16 protein-coding genes are annotated in these 18,604 nt (G+C 64.5%); 1 reads left to right on the forward strand and 15 read right to left on the reverse strand.

Going from position 1 to position 18,604, the window contains the following annotated elements; genetic code table 11:
* Positions 1 to 89 precede the first annotated feature (89 nt).
* Complete coding sequence (locus B3873_RS03375; protein WP_286864031.1) at positions 90 to 596, reverse strand: peroxiredoxin; 507 nt, start codon at positions 594 to 596, stop codon at positions 90 to 92.
* Between the two features lie 194 nt (positions 597 to 790).
* Positions 791 to 1,981, reverse strand: a complete 1,191-nt coding sequence (ftsZ, locus tag B3873_RS03380) for a cell division protein FtsZ (RefSeq protein WP_204726187.1) — start codon at positions 1,979 to 1,981, stop codon at positions 791 to 793.
* Positions 1,982 to 2,070: 89 nt separating this feature from the next.
* Here ftsZ and B3873_RS03385 point away from each other — a divergent pair, with 89 nt between their 5' ends.
* Positions 2,071 to 2,304: a hypothetical protein gene (locus tag B3873_RS03385; protein ID WP_286864035.1), complete on the forward strand. Its 234-nt coding sequence runs from the start codon at positions 2,071 to 2,073 to the stop codon at positions 2,302 to 2,304.
* A 7-nt stretch (positions 2,305 to 2,311) separates the two neighbouring features.
* Here the strand turns inward: B3873_RS03385 and ftsA are convergent, their stop codons facing one another.
* The 13 genes from ftsA to rsmH form a co-directional block, all read right to left on the reverse strand.
* Complete coding sequence (ftsA, locus tag B3873_RS03390) at positions 2,312 to 3,544, reverse strand: cell division protein FtsA (RefSeq protein ID WP_008334543.1); 1,233 nt, start codon at positions 3,542 to 3,544, stop codon at positions 2,312 to 2,314.
* A 10-nt stretch (positions 3,545 to 3,554) separates the two neighbouring features.
* On the reverse strand, positions 3,555 to 4,325 hold the full coding sequence (locus tag B3873_RS03395; protein ID WP_039790437.1) for a cell division protein FtsQ/DivIB: 771 nt from the start codon (positions 4,323 to 4,325) through the stop codon (positions 3,555 to 3,557).
* A gap of 28 nt (positions 4,326 to 4,353) precedes the next feature.
* Complete coding sequence (locus B3873_RS03400) at positions 4,354 to 5,358, reverse strand: D-alanine--D-alanine ligase (RefSeq protein ID WP_209533726.1); 1,005 nt, start codon at positions 5,356 to 5,358, stop codon at positions 4,354 to 4,356.
* Positions 5,355 to 6,782 (reverse strand): UDP-N-acetylmuramate--L-alanine ligase, encoded by a 1,428-nt coding sequence (gene murC, locus B3873_RS03405; RefSeq protein WP_039790435.1) that lies wholly within the window; start codon positions 6,780 to 6,782, stop codon positions 5,355 to 5,357. Before murC ends, B3873_RS03400 begins: the two co-directional genes overlap by 4 nt.
* On the reverse strand, positions 6,779 to 7,861 hold the full coding sequence (gene murG / locus B3873_RS03410) for an undecaprenyldiphospho-muramoylpentapeptide beta-N-acetylglucosaminyltransferase (RefSeq protein ID WP_039790434.1): 1,083 nt from the start codon (positions 7,859 to 7,861) through the stop codon (positions 6,779 to 6,781). Before murG ends, murC begins: the two co-directional genes overlap by 4 nt.
* Complete coding sequence (ftsW, locus tag B3873_RS03415) at positions 7,858 to 9,132, reverse strand: putative lipid II flippase FtsW (protein ID WP_286864039.1); 1,275 nt, start codon at positions 9,130 to 9,132, stop codon at positions 7,858 to 7,860. The genes murG and ftsW overlap by 4 nt, the downstream gene beginning before the upstream one ends.
* Positions 9,129 to 11,303 carry a UDP-N-acetylmuramoyl-L-alanine--D-glutamate ligase gene (gene murD, locus B3873_RS03420; RefSeq protein ID WP_286864040.1) on the reverse strand — a complete coding sequence of 725 codons (2,175 nt, stop codon included), beginning with the start codon at positions 11,301 to 11,303 and terminating at the stop codon, positions 9,129 to 9,131. The genes ftsW and murD overlap by 4 nt, the downstream gene beginning before the upstream one ends.
* Positions 11,304 to 11,422: 119 nt before the next feature.
* Positions 11,423 to 12,592 carry a phospho-N-acetylmuramoyl-pentapeptide-transferase gene (gene mraY, locus B3873_RS03425; RefSeq protein WP_034329301.1) on the reverse strand — a complete coding sequence of 390 codons (1,170 nt, stop codon included), beginning with the start codon at positions 12,590 to 12,592 and terminating at the stop codon, positions 11,423 to 11,425.
* Between the two features lies 1 nt (position 12,593).
* A complete protein-coding gene (locus B3873_RS03430) occupies positions 12,594 to 14,054 on the reverse strand; it encodes a UDP-N-acetylmuramoyl-tripeptide--D-alanyl-D-alanine ligase (protein WP_286864041.1) in 1,461 nt (486 codons plus the stop codon).
* Positions 14,051 to 15,577, reverse strand: a complete 1,527-nt coding sequence (locus B3873_RS03435) for a UDP-N-acetylmuramoyl-L-alanyl-D-glutamate--2,6-diaminopimelate ligase (RefSeq protein WP_286864042.1) — start codon at positions 15,575 to 15,577, stop codon at positions 14,051 to 14,053. Before B3873_RS03435 ends, B3873_RS03430 begins: the two co-directional genes overlap by 4 nt.
* Positions 15,577 to 17,355 (reverse strand): peptidoglycan D,D-transpeptidase FtsI family protein, encoded by a 1,779-nt coding sequence (locus B3873_RS03440; protein WP_286864043.1) that lies wholly within the window; start codon positions 17,353 to 17,355, stop codon positions 15,577 to 15,579. The genes B3873_RS03435 and B3873_RS03440 overlap by 1 nt, the downstream gene beginning before the upstream one ends.
* The gene (gene ftsL / locus B3873_RS03445; protein WP_034329293.1) at positions 17,352 to 17,624 is read right to left on the reverse strand and encodes a cell division protein FtsL; all 273 of its coding nucleotides are present in this window, start codon (positions 17,622 to 17,624) and stop codon (positions 17,352 to 17,354) included. The genes B3873_RS03440 and ftsL overlap by 4 nt, the downstream gene beginning before the upstream one ends.
* Positions 17,621 to 18,604, reverse strand: a complete 984-nt coding sequence (rsmH, locus tag B3873_RS03450) for a 16S rRNA (cytosine(1402)-N(4))-methyltransferase RsmH (RefSeq protein ID WP_034329291.1) — start codon at positions 18,602 to 18,604, stop codon at positions 17,621 to 17,623. Before rsmH ends, ftsL begins: the two co-directional genes overlap by 4 nt.

Genomic DNA, 18,604 nt, shown 5'->3' on the forward strand with positions numbered 1-18,604 from the left:
CAGCGATAAATTCGTTTCCCCAAGGAAAAACGGCATGCCGCAGCATGCCGTTTCTTTTTCGCCTGATGGCCGGGAAATCCCGGCATGCATCAGCCCAGCTGGCCCAGCAGGGTTTCCGCGTTGGAGACCTCGAACTTGCCCGGGGCTTCCAGGTTCAGCTGCTTGACCACGCCGTCTTCGACCAGCATGGAATAGCGCTGCGAGCGCACGCCCATGTTGCGTTCGGTCAGGTCGAATTCCATGCCCAAGGCCTTGGTGAAAATGGCGCTGCCATCACCCAGCATGCGCACGATGCCGGTGGCCTTCTGGTCACGGCCCCAGGCGCCCATGACGAAGGCGTCGTTGACCGAGATGCACCAGATCTCATCCACACCCTTGGCCTTGAACTGGTCAGCCAGGGCGATGTAGCCCGGCACGTGCTTGGCCGAACAGGTCGGGGTGAAGGCGCCCGGCAACGCGAACAGCGCGATCTTCTTGCCCTTGACCAGGTCCGACACCTTGAAGGCGTTGGGGCCCAGGCTGCAGCCTTCGGTCTCGGTCTCGATGAATTCGGTCAGGGTGCCTTCGGGCAGGCGGTCGCCGATCTTGATGGTCATGGTGTTTCCTCGTCTGGTTGTAGGACTGTGAATTAAGTGGTGAAACAGATGCATCTGCCGCGATTGATCGATTCAGCAGATGAGTTGCCGGCGCGCTGCGCACGAAAAAACGCCGCGCACGTGGCGCGGCGTTAGTATGCCTTGGAACCGGCCGGCCTGCTGTGAAGCCGCCGACCGACCCGAGCCAACGACGATCAGTCCGCCTGCTTGCGCAGGAAGGCCGGGATGTCGTAGGTTTCCATGCCGTTCTTTTCCAAGGCGCGCACGGTGTCGGAAGCCGACTCGCGACGCCACACGGCCGGGGCCTTCAGGCCACCGAAGGTAGCACCACCGGCTTGCGCGCCACCTTGCGGCATCACGCCACCGACGGCCATCATCGGCTCGTTGTGGGTGCCGGTGCGCATGACCGGAGTCTGCACCAGCTGCACGGCCTTGCGGGCACGGCCCAGGCCGGTGGCCACCACGGTCACGCGGATCTCGTCACCCATGCTGTCATCGTAGGCGATGCCCTGGGCGATCGAAGCGTCCGGTGCCGCGAAGGCGCGCACGGTAGCCATGACTTCCTTGATTTCCTTGCCCTTCAGGCCACGGCTGGCAGTGACGTTGACCAGCACGCCGCGCGCGCCGGACAGGTCGATGCCATCCAGCAGCGGCGAAGCCACTGCCTGCTCGGCGGCCACGCGGGCGCGGTCGACACCGGCGGCCGTCGCGGTACCCATCATGGCCTTGCCCTGCTCGCCCATGATGGTCTTGACGTCGTTGAAGTCGACGTTGATGTGGCCGGGCACGTTGATGATTTCGGCGATACCGGCCACCGCGTTGTTCAACACGTCATCGGCGTGGGACAGCCATTCGATCATGCTGTCGTCTTCGTAGATCTCTTCCAGCTTTTCGTTGAGGATGATGATCAGCGAATCGACGTGCTGGGTCAGCTCTTCCAGGCCGGCGTCGGCGATGTCCATGCACTTCTGGCCTTCGTAGGAGAAGGGCTTGGAGACCACGGCCACCGTCAGTGCGCCCAGCGACTTGGCCACTTGCGCCACCACCGGAGCGGCACCGGTGCCGGTACCGCCACCCATGCCGGCGGCGATGAAAACCATGTGCGCGCCGCGCAGGGAATCTTCGATGCGGGCGCGGGTTTCCTCGGCCAGGCGGCGGCCGACGTCGGGCTGCATGCCGGCGCCCAGACCGGTATCACCGATCTGGATGACGTTGTGCGCCTTCGATTGCTTCAGTGCCTGGGCATCCGTATTGGCGGCGATGAATTCGACGCCGGACACACCCTTGTTAATCATGTGCTGCACGGCATTGCCGCCAGCACCGCCCACGCCCACGACCTTGATGATCGTACCCAGCGTCGCATTGTCGACCATATCGATTTCCATGATGACTCCTTAAAATATATGTGTCCTGCAGCTGGCAGTTGATAGGCATCACGCGGTGTGACGACTAGCAACTGATCACTGCTGTCCGTATGTGTGCTTCCCTGTTGTTTCTTGTTGATGCTGATACCGATGCTGCCAATGATGCGATTAATGCGACTGATGCCTTGAACCTTGATACCGCTATTCTAAGAAAACACTGCTGCAAATTTGCTGCCGTTCTCATCAATTTTTTACTGCCAGAACCGTACAACCGAACCGCCAGCAACGACCAATGCTTTTACATCCTGATGCATTCACCACCGGCCGCTCGTGGCAGCCGATGAGAATCGATCAGAAATTGCCGAGGAACCATTCTTTCATGCGCTGCCAGACCGCCTTCACCGAGCCTTCCTGGCGCGTCACGATGTAGCCGCGCAGATACTGTTTCTTGGCTTCCTGCAGCAGGCCCAGCACGGTCGAGTAGCGCGGGCTGCGCACCACGTCGGCCAGCTGGCCGCTGTACTCGGGCGTACCCAGGCGCGCCGGTTTCAGGAAAATGTCTTCGGCCAGTTCGGTCATGCCCGGCATCATCGCCGAGCCACCGGTCAACACGATGCCGGAAGACAGCACCTCTTCATAACCCGACTCGCGCACCACCTGGTGCACCAGCGCGAACAGCTCTTCCACACGCGGCTCGATCACGGCCGCCAAGGCCTGGCGCGAGAGCGTACGCGGATTGCGGTCGCCCAGGCCGGGCACTTCCAGCGTCTCGGTAGGATCGGCCAGGATCTGCTTGGCCACGCCATAGCGCAGCTTGATTTCTTCGGCTTCCAGCGTGGGGGTGCGCAGGGCCATGGCGATGTCGTTGGTGATCTGGTCGCCGGCAATGGGGATGACCGCGGTATGGCGGATCGCACCTTCGGTGAAGACCGCCACGTCGGTGGTACCGCCACCGATGTCGACCAGCACCACGCCCAGCTCGCGCTCGTCGGTGGTCAGCACCGAATCGGCCGAGGCCATCGGCTGCAGGATCAGGTCCGAGACTTCCAGGCCGCAGCGGCGCACGCACTTGACGATGTTCTGCACGGCAGAGACCGCACCGGTGACGATGTGCACCTTCACTTCCAGGCGGATGCCGCTCATGCCGATGGGCTCGCGCACGTCTTCCTGGTTGTCGACGATGAATTCCTGCGGGACCGTGTGCAACAGCTGCTGGTCGGTCGGGATGTTGACCGCCTTGGCGGTCTCGATCACGCGCGAGACGTCGGCGGCGGTGACTTCCTTGTCCTTGATGGCGACCATGCCGCTGGAATTGAAGCTGCGGATGTGGCTGCCCGCAATGCCGGTATAGACATTGCGGATCTTGCAGTCGGCCATCAGCTCGGCTTCTTCCAGCGCGCGCTGGATGGATTCGACGGTGGCCTCGATGTTGACCACCACGCCTTTCTTGAGCCCCTTGGATTCGGACTGCCCCAGCCCGATCACTTCATGGCGGCCATCGGGCAGCACCTCGGCCACCACCGCCACCACTTTCGAGGTGCCGATGTCGAGACCGACGATCAGATTTTTTGCGTCTTTTGTCATAGCGTTCCGCTTATTTCTTTTTCCCGTTCATTGCCGCCAGCACCATTCCATCTGCCTTCAGGGCCATCCCGTTGGGATAGCGCAAGTCGACGCTTTCTATCTTGCCCTGCAATCTTTCCAGCAGCTGCGGATACACCGCCACCAGCCGCGCCACGCGTTCCTTCAACACCGCATCGCCCTGGTCACGGCCCAGCTCGACGGTCATGCCGTTGTCCAGCCGCACGGTCCAGGCGTAGCGGTTGGACAGCACCAGCGACTCCGGCTCCAGCTTGATGGGCGCGAACCACTGGCGAAACAGCGCCAGCCTCGCCACCACCTGCTTCTCGCTGCCGGGCGGGCCATCGAACTCCAGCAGGTCACCGTCGTCCTCGGCCTCGGCCAGGTTGGCGGTGAACACGTCACCCTTCTGCGAGAGCAGCTTGCCATCCTCGCCCCAGGTGCCCAGGGCCTTGTGTTCCTCGATCTTCACCACCAGCCGGTCCGGCCATTCACGCCGCACCATGGCCTTGCGCACCCAGGGCACGGCTTCGAAGGCCGCCCGCACCGCCGTCAGATCGGCGGTGAAGAAATTGCCATGGATGCGCGGCACCGCGGCTGAGCGCACCGTCAACGCATTGACCTTCTCCAGCGGCATATCGCCGGAGGATTCGATGCGTATCGTGTGCAGCGTGAACATCGGCCGCTGCGCCACCCACCATAAACCTGATGCCACCAGGGCCAGCAGCACCAGCGCAATGAGCGCACTGCTGATGGCGTTGAGCATCTTGACGTCCTGCCACATCGACGCGTTCTTCCTTAAACCCGGGCCATCACGGCTGGCCCGCCTGCGGCGTCCAATCCTTCGAGGGCGTCATGTCCAGCGACGCCATCTGCAGGATCGTGCAGCACAGGTCTTCATAGCTCAGGCCCACGGCCTTGGCCGCCATCGGCACCAGGGAATGGCCGGTCATGCCCGGCGAGGTATTGATTTCCAGCAGGAAGGGCTCGCTCTTTCCATCGGCCTCGCGCAGCATGAAGTCCACACGGCTCCAGCCACGGCAACCGAGCGCATTGAACGCACGTACGGCCAGATCCTGCAAATGGCGAGTCAGTTCCTCGTCAAGGGGCGCCGGACACAAATATTTCGTGTCGTCGGTGAAATACTTGTTCTGGTAGTCGTAATTGCCCTCCGGTGCGCGGATCTCGATGACCGGCAGCGCGCGCGCCTCGCGGCCCGTGCCCAGCACCGGCACCGTCAGTTCGCGGCCACGGACGAACTCCTCGGCCAGCACCACGCTGTCGTAGCGCGCGCAGAGATCAAAGCCGGCCTGCATGTCCGAGTAACCGTTGACCTTGGCAATGCCGATGGTCGAACCTTCGTGCGGCGCCTTCAACATCAGCGGCAGGCCCAGCTCGTCGGGCACCACGCGCAGCTGCTCACGCGTGGTGGCCTTGGCATCCAGGCTCAGGAAGCGCGGCGTCGGCAGGCCGTGCGAGAGCCAGATGCGCTTGGTCATGATCTTGTCCATGGCGATGCTGGAGGCCATCACGCCGGGACCGGTATAGGGCAGGCCCATCTGTTCCAGCGCGCCCTGCAGCGTGCCGTCTTCGCCGTAGCGGCCATGCAGGGCGATGAAGACGCGGTCGAATTTCTCGGCCTGCAATTCACCCAGGCTGCGCTCGGCCGGGTCGAAGGGATGCGCATCCACACCCTTGCTGCGCAAGGCCTGCAGGACACCGTTGCCCGACATCATCGACACTTCGCGTTCGGCGGAGCGGCCGCCGAAAAGCACGCCGACACGGCCGAAGGCCTTGATCTGGTCCTGGCTGATCATGCGGCCCCCTGTTCGTTCTTGCCACCGGCTTGCGCCACCAGGCGGCCGGGTACGGCGGAAATCGATCCCGCGCCCATGGTCATGACCACATCGCCATCGCGCACCACGTTGCGGATGGTCTCGGGCATGTCGCCGATGTCATCCACGAAGACCGGCTCCACCTTGCCTGCCGCACGCAGCGCGTGCGCCAGCGAACGGCCGTCGGCGGCCACGATGGGCGCTTCACCGGCCGAATACACTTCGCCCAGCACCAGCACATCGGGCGAGGACAGGACCTTGACGAAATCCTCGAACAGGTCGCGCGTGCGGGTGTAGCGGTGCGGCTGGAAGGCCAGCACCAGGCGGCGACCCGGATAAGCGCCACGGGCGGCGGCGATGGTGGCGGCGGTCTCGACCGGGTGGTGGCCGTAATCGTCCACCAGCGTGAAATGACCGGCAGGATTGCCCTGTGCATCGGTGATCGGCACTTCCCCATAACGCGTGAAGCGACGGCCCACGCCGTTGAATTCGGTCAGTGCTTTCTGGGTGGCGGCATCGTCCACGTCCAGTTCGCGCGCAATCGCGATGGCGGCGCAAGCGTTCTGCACGTTGTGCATGCCGGGCTGGTTCAGGCTCACCTGCATGGGGGCGTAGCCGTCCTGGATCACGGTGAATTCCATCTTGCCGTCGACCGCCTTGGCATCGATGGCGCGCACATCGGCGTCTTCATGGAAACCATAGGTGAGGATGGGCTTGGAAACCATGGGCATGATTTCTCGCACGTGCGGGTCATCCAGGCAGAGCACGGCCACGCCGTAGAACGGCAGGCGCTGGGTGAACTCGACGAAGGCCTGCTTCAGGCGCGCGAAATCATGGTTGTAGGTTTCCATGTGATCGGCATCGATGTTGGTGATGACTTCGATCACGGGCGTGAGGTTGAGGAAGGACGCATCCGATTCATCGGCCTCGGCCACGATGAATTCACCGGTCCCCAGCTTGGCGTTGGCGCCGGCGCTGGTGAGGCGGCCGCCGATGACGAAGGTCGGGTCCAGCCCGCCCTGCGCCAGCACGCTCGCCACCAGGCTGGTGGTGGTGGTCTTGCCGTGCGTGCCGGCAATGGCGATGCCCTTCTTCAGGCGCATCAGTTCGCCCAGCATCACCGCACGCGGCACGATGGGGATGTGCTTCTTGCGCGCGGCCAGCACCTCCGGGTTGTCGCCCTTGACGGCGGTGGAGGTGACGATGGCGTCAGCGCCCTCGATGTTCTCGGCTGCATGGCCATAGCGGATGCTGGCACCCAGTTGTGCCAAGCGCTGGGTGGCGGCGTTGCTGCCCAGGTCCGAGCCGGAGACGCCGTAGCCCAGGTTGAGCAAAACTTCAGCAATGCCGCTCATGCCCGAGCCGCCGATGCCGACAAAATGGATGTTCTTGACGCGATGCTTCATGGTGTTACCAGTCCTTCCAGCACGCGCGCGATTGCCTCGTTGGCATCGCGCCGGCCTTGTTCGTACGCCGCCTGCGCCATGGCATGGCATGCAGCGCGGTCCAGTTTCTGCAGCAAACCGGCCAGGTGATCCGGCGTCAGTTCGCGTTGCGGCAGGTGAATCGCCGCCTTGTTCTGTGCCATCCATTTGGCATTGTCGATCTGGTGCGAGGTGGTCGACACCGCCAGCGGAACCAGCACGCTGGCCACGCCCGCTGCCGTCAGCTCGGAGACGGTGATCGCGCCGGCGCGGCAGATCACCAGATCGGCCTCGGCATAGCGGCGCGGCATGTCGTCGATGAAATCGACGACTTCGGCCTGCACGCCTGCCGCCTCATACGCTGAACGCAAGGCCGCGATGTGCTGCTTGCCCGATTGATGCGTCACCTGCGGACGCAACTCGGCGGGCAGTTTTGCCAGCGCCGCCGGCACGTTGTCGTTCAACACTTTGGCGCCCAGGCTGCCGCCCACCACCAGGATCTTCAGCGGGCCGCTGCGGCCGGCGTAGCGCTGGGCCGGTTGCGGCAGCGCGATGATTTCCTTGCGCACCGGATTGCCGGTGACCTCGGCCTTGCCTGCGGCCTTGCCGAAATCGGCAGGGAAGCCGAACAGCACCTTGGTGGCCATCGGCGTGAGGGTCTTGTTCGACAGCAGCAGGGCCGCATCCGCATTGACCAGCACCAGCGGCTTGCCGCGCAGGCGCGCCATCATGCCGCCCGGCACGGTGACGTAACCGCCCATGCCCAGCACCACATCGGGGCGACGGCGGCCGAGGATGGCATGGCAATGCAAGAAGCTTGCCGCCAGGCGCCACACGCCCTTGACCGTATGCATCAGGCCCTTGCCGCGCAGGCCGGCGAAGACAATGCTGTCCATCTCCACGCCATGGCGCGGCACCAGCTCGCGCTCCATGCCGTGCGTGGTGCCCAGCCAGCTCACCTGCCAGCCGCGCGCACGCATGGTGTCGGCAATGGCCAGGCCGGGGAAGATGTGGCCACCGGTACCGGCGGCCATGATGAGCAATTTGCGGGGCGCGTTCATAGACGGCCTCCGCGCATGAGCACCCGGTTTTCGTAATCGATGCGCAGCAGAATGGCCAGGCCCACGCAATTGAGTAGCACGCCCGAACCGCCATAGCTCATCAGCGGCAGCGTCAGGCCCTTGGTCGGCAGCAGGCCGAGGTTCACGCCCATGTTGATGAAGGCCTGCACGCCCAGCCAGATGCCGATGCCCTTGGCCACCAGGCCGGCAAAGGTCAGATCGAGCGCGATGGCCTGGCGGCCGATCTCGAAGGCATGCTTGCCCAGCCAGTAGAACAGCAGCACCACCACCAGCACGCCGGCGAAACCGAGTTCCTCGCCGATCACGGCGAGCAGGAAGTCGGTATGCGCTTCCGGCAGGTAGTGCAGTTTTTCCACGCTGCTGCCCAGGCCCACGCCGAACAGTTCGCCTCGGCCGAAGGCGATCAGCGAATGCGACAGCTGATAGGCCTTGCCCAGTGCGTTTTCCTCTTCCCACGGATTCAGGTAAGCGAAGATACGCTCGCGCCGCCACGGAGAAGTCACGATGACCAGCGAGAACACCCCGACCAGCGTGGCACCGATGCCGCCAAACCAGACGCCGTTGATGCCGCCCAGGAACAGGATGCCCATGGCGATGCAGACGATCACGCCGAAGGCACCGAGGTCGGGCTCCAGCAGCAGCAGCAAGCCCACCAGGCCGACGGCGGCGGCCATCGGGAAGAAGCCCTTGACCAGCTTGTGCATCACCGCCTGCTTGCGCACCGTGTAGTCGGCGGCGTACAGAACGATGAAGAGCTTCATCAGTTCGGAAGGCTGCAGGTTGATGATCTTCAGCGAGAGCCAGCGCTTGGCACCGTTCACACCCTTGCCCACGCCCGGGATGAGCACCATCAGCAGCAGGATCAGGGTGATCGCGAACAGATACGGCGCCCACTTCTGCCAGGTCTCCATGCGTACGCGGAAGGCCAGCGCGCCCGCGATGATGGAGAGCACGATGAAGATCGCCTGGCGGATCAGGAAGTGGTAATTCGAATAGGAGGCGTACTTGGGCGAATCGGGCAGTGCCACCGAGGCGGAGTAGACCATCACCATGCCGAACAGCATCAGCAGCAGCACCACCCAGATCAGCGGCTGGTCGTATTCCATCATGCGCGAACGCTGCTCGAAACCGATGCTGCCCGATGCGCTGCCACGGCCACTGCGGCCACCCTGGGCGCGGCCGGCGGCCGCCGGCGCGGCTTCTTTCAAGCCACCCAGCCAGCTGCGCACGGAAGACAGGCCCAGTTTCATGCCAGCACCTCACCGCGCGAGAGCGCCAGTTCACGCACCGCATCCACGAAGACTTCGGCGCGATGGGCGTAGTTGCGGAACATGTCCAGGCTGGCGCAAGCCGGCGAGAGCAGCACGATGTCGCCGGCGGTGGCGAGTTCTCCGGCCTTTTCCACGGCGGCTTCCAGGCTGGCGCAATCAATCAGCTCGACCCCGCTGTCGGCCAAGGCGGCACGCACTGCAGGACCATCGCGGCCGATCAGCAAGACTGCACGAGCATATTTCTGTACCGGCAGGTCCAGCGGCGAAAAGTCCTGGCCCTTGCCGTCGCCACCGGCGATCAGCACGATGCGATTGGGACGGCCGCCCAGCCCCAGGCCATTGAGCGCGGCCACCGTGGCACCGACATTGGTGCCCTTGCTGTCGTCGTAGTACTCCACATCCTGGATCACGCCGACCAGTTCGACGCGATGCGGCTCGCCGGTGTACTCGCGCAGGCCATGCAGCAGCGGTGCCATCGGCAGGTCGATGGCGCGGCACAGGGCCAGTGCGGCCAGCGCATTCATGGCGTTGTGGGCACCGCGAATGCGCAGGGCATCGGCGGGCATGAGGCGCTTGAGGGTCACCGGCGGCGGCAGCATGTCCTTCTGCTTGCGGCGGCGCTTGCCCTCCGGCACTTCGTCATCTTCATGCACGAAGGCATTGGCCAGCCACAGCATGCCGTTGTCGTTGACCAGGCCGAAGCTGTTGGGCGTGGACGGTTCGTCCAGGCCGAAGGTAGACAGCGGCGCGGCGGCGGAGCTCATCTCCATCACCAGTGCGTCATCGCGATTGAGTACGCGCACGGTATCCTGGCCGAAGATGCGGGCCTTGTCGGCGGCGTAGTGCTCCATGCTGCCATGCCAGTCCAGGTGGTCCTGGGTCAAATTCAGGACGGTGGCGGCGTGCGGCTGCAGGCTGTGCGTGGTGTGCAGCTGGAAGCTGGAAAGCTCCAGCACCCAGGCTTGCGGCATCGAGCCGCGATAGGTCGGCTCGGGCGGCGGCGGTGGCGGGACTTCCACCAGCGCATCTTCCTCGGCCTTGCGCGAGACTTCCATGAAATCGCCCAGGTTCATGGCCTCGCCAGTGGTCGCCGGGGCGTCGATCTCGGCTTGCGGGATGGCGTCGGAAGCGACGTCCAGCGTGGCCGCGACGGCGGACTCCGGCGCTTCATCCACGGCGGAGCTGGCTGCCTCGGCGTCATCGGGGGAGGCTTCGGTGGCGGAATGCGCGGTCTCGGGTGCCGGCTGCTGTGCAGTTTCCTGTCCTGTTTCCTGCCCTGTTTCCGGTACAGATTCCTGTACGGAAGCTGCTACAGAATCCTGTACGTTCTCCTGTCCTGCTTCCTGCTCTGCCACCGGCTGCTCTTCCGCCGTCGCCAGCAGATCCATCTGCGGCGCGGGTTCAGATTCCGATGCGGAGACCGGCGCGTCTGCTTGCGGCTGCGCCTGCAACACCGGCACCGCAATCGCAGCGGCCGCCTCGATGCTGGCGGCGGCACGGCGATGCTTCTCGGCTTCGGCCGCCTGCTGGGCATCCAGCACGGCCTGCTGCGCGGCCTGCGCTTCAGCTTCGGCGGCAGCCTGTTCGGCGGCGATCGCATCCTGCTCGGCCAGTTCGGCCAGGAACACCTTGTCCTTGATGACGGCTTCGCGCAGCACGTCCAGGGCGGCCGGGCTGATGTTGCCGGCGACCTGCACCGACAGGCCGGCGCGCTGGCACAGCAGGCCGGTCAGGCGGGTCACGGTAGTCTTGCCGTTGGTGCCGGTGATGGCCAGCACCTTGGGTTGATACAGGGTCTCTTCGCGCAAGGCGGCCAGCGCCTGCGCAAACAATTCGATCTCGCCCCACAGCGGCAGGCCGCGTTCGGCAATGGCCGGCATCAGCGGTGCCAGCTCGCCTTCGGGTGCCAGGCCGGGACTGACGGCGACGAAATCGATTCCATCAAGCAAGGACGGCGACAAGGGCTGGCCCAGCACGGCCTGCGCCTCGGGCGCGTCGGCGCGCAAGGCGGCCAGGCGCTCGGCCAGGGCCGCTTCGCCACGGGTATCGGCCACGCGCACGCCGGCGCCGCAGTAGACCAGCCACCGCGCCATTGCCAGGCCGGACTCGCCGAGTCCGAGCACCAGAACGTGTTTGCCCGAGTAATTCATCGTTGTTTCCAGACCCACTTCTTCACTTGTTTCTTGCCATGCAGGGACTGCCCTGCCAACCACAAAGGCAGCGCTTGCCATGCTTCACAAGGGCTGCCGTTTTTGTTCATATCGCCTGTTTACCGCAGCTTCAGCGTCGACAAACCGACCAGCACCAGCATCATGGTGATGATCCAGAAGCGCACCACCACCTGGGTTTCCTTCCAGCCCTTCTGCTCGTAGTGATGGTGCAGCGGTGCCATCAGCAGCACGCGGCGGCCGGTACCGAAACGCTTCTTGGTGTATTTGAAATAGGCCACCTGGATCATCACGGAGAGCGTTTCCACCACGAAGATGCCGCCCATGATGAAGAGCACGATTTCCTGACGAACGATGACCGCGATGGTGCCCAGCGCACCGCCCAGCGCCAGTGCGCCGACGTCGCCCATGAACACCTGCGCCGGGTAGGCGTTGTACCAGAGGAAGGCCAGTCCCGCGCCGCCCATGGCACCGCAGAAGATAAGCAGTTCGCCGGCCCCCGGGATGTGCGGGATGAACAGGTACTTGGCATAGGCCGCATTGCCGGTCAGGTAGGCGAACAGGCCCAGCGCTGCGCCCACCAGCACGGTCGGCATGATGGCCAGGCCGTCCAGGCCATCGGTCAGGTTGACCGCATTGCTGGTGCCGACGATGACGAAATAGGTCAGCGCGATGAAACCCCACACGCCCAGCGGATAGGTCACGGTCTTGAAGAAGGGCACGATCAGGTCGGCCTTGGGCGGCAGGTCCAGGCTGAAGCCGGAACGCACCCAGGCGACGAAGAGATCGAAGACCTTCATGTTGCTCACCTCGGATACCGAGAAGGCCAGGTAGAACGCGGCCACCAGGCCGATCAGCGATTGCCAGAAATATTTTTCGCGCGAGCGCATGCCTTCCGGATCGCGATAGACCACCTTGCGGTAGTCATCGACCCAGCCGATGGCGCCGAAACCGAGCGTGACGATCAGCACGATCCACACGAAACGGTTGGACAGGTCGGCCCACAGCAAGGTCGAAATGCCGATGCCGATCAGGATCAGCACGCCACCCATGGTCGGGGTGCCGGACTTGATGAGGTGGGTCTGCGGACCATCCTGGCGCACGGCCTGGCCAACCTTCATGCGGGTGAGCATGCGGATCACGGCGGGGCCGGCGATCATGCCGATCAGCAGGGCCGTGAGCGTGGCAAACACCGCGCGGAAGGTGATGAAGTTGAACAGGCGCAGAAAGCCGAAATCCTGTTGAAAATTCTGTGCGAGCCAGACCAGCATGCTAATGGGTCTCCTGTTGATGTTGCGTGAGGGATTCAACGTTGACCAGATGCTGTACAACTCGCTCCATCTTCATGAAGCGTGAACCTTTTACCAAAACGGTCGCGCCCTGCGGCGCGGCCTGTTCTACCGCCGCATTGAGTGCGGCGATGTCGTCGAAATGCATGGCCTGCGCTACGTTTTGTAGCGCGGGGCCATACGAAGTGACGGCGTGTTTCGTCAATTCGCCCAGTCCGAAGAAGAGCGGGATGCCACGGCTGCGGGCATAGGCACCGATCTCGGCATGGAACTGCGGACCCTGGTCGCCGACCTCGCCCATGTCGCCCAGTACCAGCGCGCGCGGGCCGGCGATGGACGCCAGCACGTCGATGGCGGCGCGCACGGAATCGGGATTGGCGTTGTAGGTGTCGTCGATCACCAGCGCACCGCTGCGGGCTTGCTTGCGCTGCAGGCGGCCGTTGACCGGGGCGAAGCTCTGCAGGCCGCGCACCACGGCGTCCACCGGGATGCCGGCACCCAGCGCGCAGGCGGCAGCCGCCAGCGCATTGCGTACGTTGTGCTCACCGACGGTAGCCAGTTCCACCTTGAACTGTGCGGGCGGCACGGCCAGCCCTTTCACCGTCACTTGCAGGGTGCTGCCGAAAGCGGTGGCCTGGTAGCTGGCGCTCACATCGGCTTGCGCATTCAGGCCGAAGGTCAGCACGCGGCGCGCACCGGCTTCTTCACGCCAGAGCGCAGTGAAATCGTCATCGGCCGGGAACACGGCCACGCCATCGGCGGGCAGGTGGCGGATCACGGCGCCGTTCTCGCGGGCTACCGCTTCCACGCTGGCCATGAATTCCTGATGCTCGCGCTGGGCATTGTTGACCAGGCCCAGCGTCGGCGCGGCGATGCGCGAGAGCACGGCGATTTCGCCCGGATGGTTCATGCCCATCTCGATGACGGCCGCCTGGTGTTGTGCGCGCAGGCGGAACAGGGTCAGCGGCACGCCGATCTCGTTGTTGAAATTGCCGCGCGTGCCCAGGTAGCCGTCTTCACCGAAGGCGGCCGCGAGGATGGCGGCAATCATTTCCTTGACGGTGGTCTTGCCGTTGCTGCCGGTGACGCCGATCACGGGAATCTGGCGCTGCACCCGCCAGCCATGGGCGATCTGGCCCAGCGCGGCGCGGGTGTCGGGCACCACGATGGCCGGTACGCTCAATCCCGGTGGCACGCGGTCGACCACCACGGCGGCAGCGCCCTGGGCCACTACCGCATCGAGGAAATCATGCGCATCGAAACGTTCGCCGCGCAGCGCGACGAAGACATTGCCGGGCTTGACCGCACGGCTGTCGGTGACCACGTCATTGAGTTCAAGCACGCCGGCCGGGGCATTGACCACGCCCGGCACGGTGTGCGCAGAGGCGGCTTCCTCGGCTGTGCGGATCCATTCCAGCAACTGGCGGAAATCGAATCGCATCATGCGCCCCCCATCATGGTCGAGCGCGCGGCGAGCGCCAGCGCGACATGGTCGGCATCGAGGAAGGGCAATTTCTTGCCGGCGATTTCCTGGTAGGGCTCGTGCCCCTTGCCGGCCAGCAGGACCACATCGGCCTTGGTGGCATGGCGGATCGCCCACAGGATGGCACCGGCGCGATCGGGCAACACGGTCGGTTCGACGCGGCTCATGCCGGCGCGGATCTGCTCGATGATGGCGTTGGGATCTTCGGTGCGCGGGTTGTCGCTGGTCAGCACGACCTGGTCAGCCTGCTCGGCGATCTGGCCCATCTGCGGGCGCTTGCCCGGATCGCGATCGCCACCGCAGCCGAACACGCACCACAGCTGGCCACCGCGCTGGGTAGCGACCTGGCGCAGGGTGGACAGGGTCTTGTCGAGGGCGTCGGGCGTATGCGCGTAATCGATCACGATCAGCGGTACATCGGGTCCGCCGAATTGCTGCATGCGGCCGGGCGCCGGGCTCAGCGCAGCGGCAGCTGCGACCACGGCATCCCAGGCCACGCCCTGGGTCAGCAGCACGCCCATGATGCCCAGCACGTTGCTGACATTGAAGCGTCCCACCAGCTGGGTCTTGACCTGGCCGCTGCCGAAAGGCGAATCGACATGGAAGGCAGTCCCGGTATGGCTGCTGCGCAATTGGCTGGCGCGCAAAGTCGGTACGCCGTGCGTGTCGCCGCCCTGCTCGTCGGCAATGGCGTAGCCGATCACCGGCAGCTTGCGCTCGGCCAGCAGCGGCAGCAGGCGCTGGCCCATGCCGTCGTCCAGGTTGACCACGGCGTGTTTCAGGCCGGGCCACTGGAACAGCTTGCGCTTGGCGTCTTCGTAGGTCTGCATGTCACCGTGGAAATCCAGGTGATCGCGGGTGAAATTGGTCAACAGGGCGACATCGACGTGCATGCCGTTCATGCGGCCCTGGGCCAGTCCGATGGAGGAAGCCTCGATGGCCAGCGCGCCCACGCGGGCCTGCGACAGCTTGAACAGGCTGCGTTGCAACAGCACGGCGTCCGGCGTGGTGTAGCCGGTAACGTCGAAGCCTTGCGGCTTGCCGTTGACGAATGACCCCACGCCCAGCGTGCCGATGACACCGGCGCTGCTGGCACCGGCCAGGCGCGACAGTGCCGTCCCCAGCCAGTAGGCGCAGGAGGTCTTGCCGTTGGTGCCGGTCACGGCCACCGTCAGCATGTGCTGGTCAGGCTGGCCATACCAGGCGGCGGCGATCTCGCCGGCACGCATCTTCAGGTCGGGCACGGCCAGGTGCGGCGCATCGATCTGCTCGGGCCAGCTGTAGCCATCGGCTTCATACAGCACGGCAGCGGCACCGCGCTCGACGGCATCGGCAATATAGGAACGGCCGTCGGCGTCGCCCACGTAGGCGAAGAACACGTCGCCCGCTGCCACGCGGCGGGAATCCGAGGTCAGTTGCGCAGACGGCGACGCCTGGCGCAGCCAGGCGAGGATCTCTTGAAGGCTCGGAACGCGCTGGGACATTACATGCTCTCCTCTAGCGGTTCTTTGGGAATGATGATGTTGGTCACGCTGGAATCAGGCGGTACGTTCAATGCGCGCAAGGCATTGGCGGCCACGTTGGCAAACACCGGGCCGGCCACCGGGCCGCCGTAGTGCTGGCCTTGCGGCTCGTCGATCATCACCGAGATGATCAGGCGCGGGTCCGACATCGGGGCGATGCCCGAGAAGGAGGCCACGTACTTGCGCACATACTTGCCGCCCTCGATCTTGTAGGCGGTACCGGTCTTGCCACCGACGCGATAGCCCGGCACCTGGGCCTGCGGGGCCGTGCCGCCAGGGGCGACCACGGTTTCCAGCATGCGGCGCATCTGCAGGGCGGTATCGGCCGAGATGACGCGCTGGCCAATGGGCGAATCGGTGACCTTGGTGAAGGACAGCGGAATGATGTCGCCATTGCGGGCGAAGATCAGGTAAGCGTGCGCCAGCTGGATCAGCGAGACCGAGATGCCGTGGCCGTAGCTCATGGTGGCCTGCTCGATCGGACGCCACGACTTGTAGGGACGCACGCGCCCGGCCACCGCACCCGGGAAGCCGAACTTGGGCTGCTGGCCGAACCCGACTGTGGTGAACATTTCCCACATCTCTTCCGGCGGCATGCCCAGCGCGATCTTGGCGGTACCGATGTTGGAAGACTTCTCGATGATCTGCGCCACCGTCAGCGGACCGTGGGCATGCGAGTCGCCGATGGTGGCGGTGCCGATGGTCATCTTGCCGGGTGCAGTCTGGAACACGGTCGAGGGCGTGACGCGATGGGTATCCAGCGCCAGGGCCACGGTGAAGGGCTTGAGCGTGGAGCCGGGTTCGAAGGTATCGGTCACGACGCGGTTGCGCAGCTGCGCGCCGGTCAGCACCGAACGGTCATTGGGGTTGTAGGTCGGCAGGTTGGCCAGGGCCAGCACCTCGCCGGTCTTGGCATCGACCACGATGATGCCGCCGGCCTTGGCCTTGAATTTCTCGACCGCTTCCTTCAGTTGGGTGAAGGCGATGTACTGGATCTTGCTGTCGATGGACAGGGTCAGGTCGCGGCCATCATGCGGTTCGCGGATGGATTCGATGTCTTCCACCACGCGGCCCAGGCGATCCTTGATGACGCGGCGGCTACCGGTCATGCCGGCCAGGGTCTTCTGCGCGGCCAGTTCCATGCCGTCCTGCCCGGCGTCTTCGATATTGGTGAAGCCGACCACGTGCGCCATCACCTCGCCTTCGGGATAGAAGCGCTTGTATTCCTTGCGGGTCTCGATGCCGGGGATGCCCAGCTTGACGATCTTGTCAGCGGTATCCTGTTCGACCTGACGCTTCAGGTAGACGAAGCTGCGGTCGGAATCGAGCTTCTTGCGCAGTTCGACATCGCTCATTTCCAGCAGCTTGGCCAGCTGCACCAGCTTGTCCTTGGGTGCGGCCTGCACGTCTTCCGGGATGGCCCAGATGGCCTTGACCGGCACCGACGAAGCCAGCACCTGGCCGTTGCGGTCGGTGATCTTGCCGCGCGTGGCCGGCAATTCGAGCGTGCGGGCGTAGCGTGACGCCCCCTGCTTCTGCAGGAAATCGGTGGACACGCCTTGCAGCCACAGCGCGCGCAATACCAGCGCCACGAAGGCGGCAAACAGCACGAACAGCACGAAGCGCGAACGCCAGGCCGGCAGCTTGACCTGCAGGATGGGATTGGAAGAAAACGCCACGCCCTTGGAAGCCGCCACACGGCCACCGGAGAGGTTGGTACGCGGAGGCATCTTGGTCATGGTGCCCCCACGGTCAGGTATTGGGTACGGGCGGAGGAGACCGGAACCATGCCCAGGTCACGGCGCGCCAGTTCCTCGATGCGGGCGTTCTTGCCCAGCGTCGATTGGTCCAGCTGCAGCTGCGCCCAGTCGACGTCGAGCTGGCGGGCCGCGCTCTGGGCGCGTTCCAGCTCGATGAACAGGCTGCGGGCCTTGTACTGGGCGCTCACGACCGACAGCGCGCAACCCACCAGCATGATGGTCAGCAGGATGCACAGACGCCCGGTCATGCAGGCGCCCCTTGGGTCGTGGTGGAGGAAACGGGCGTCACGCGCTCCAGGCCGCGCATGACCGCCGAGCGGGCACGCGGGTTGGCAGTGACTTCGTCTGTGCTGGGCATGACACGCGGCAGCAGGCGGGCCGGCGCTTGCGGCAGGTCCACGGCACGGATCGGCAGGCGACGGTCGGGCTGCGGCGCATGGGCTTTGGAGGCCATGAACTGCTTGACGATGCGATCTTCCAGCGAGTGAAAGCTGATCACGACCAATCTCCCGTGCTGCGCCATCTGGGCAAATGCCTTGTCCAGACCTACTTCGAGTTCTTCAAGCTCTTGATTGACGAAAATCCGTACAGCCTGAAATGTACGAGTGGCCGGGTCTTTGCCTTTCTCGCGGGTTTTGACGGCTTGTGCCACGAGCGCGGCAAGCTGTCGTGTGCTTGAAATTGGCTCGATTGCCCGGCCAGCAACAATCTTCTTTGCAATCTGAAGAGCAAACCGTTCTTCCCCATAATCTCGTATCACCTTTGCAATCTGCTGTTCATCTGCCGTTGCCAGCCATTCCGCTGCCGACACGCCACGGGTGGTATCCATGCGCATGTCCAGCGGGCCATCGAGGCGAAAACTGAAGCCGCGCGCGGCGTCATCCACCTGCGGCGACGAGATGCCCAAATCCATCAATACGCCGTCGACCTGCGCAATGCCGCGTGCGGCAAGCGCTTCATCCATGGTCGCGAAGCTGTCGTGCACGATCTCGAACCGGGCATCGTCAATCTTCTGCGCCGTGGCGATGGCCAACGGATCCTTGTCAAATGCGATCAGGCGCCCTTGCGGGCCCAGCCTGGACAGGATGGCGCGGCTATGACCGCCACGGCCGAAGGTTCCGTCCAGGTAAATGCCATTGGCGCGCTCGCCCGCAATGGCCAGCGCGTCCACGGCTTCTTCCAACAGCACGGTGCGGTGCTGCAGCTCGGGCACCGGTTGCAGATTCAT

The organism is Herbaspirillum sp. UBA812 (genome assembly GCF_002296545.1).
Classification (GTDB): domain Bacteria; phylum Pseudomonadota; class Gammaproteobacteria; order Burkholderiales; family Burkholderiaceae_D; genus Herbaspirillum; species Herbaspirillum huttiense.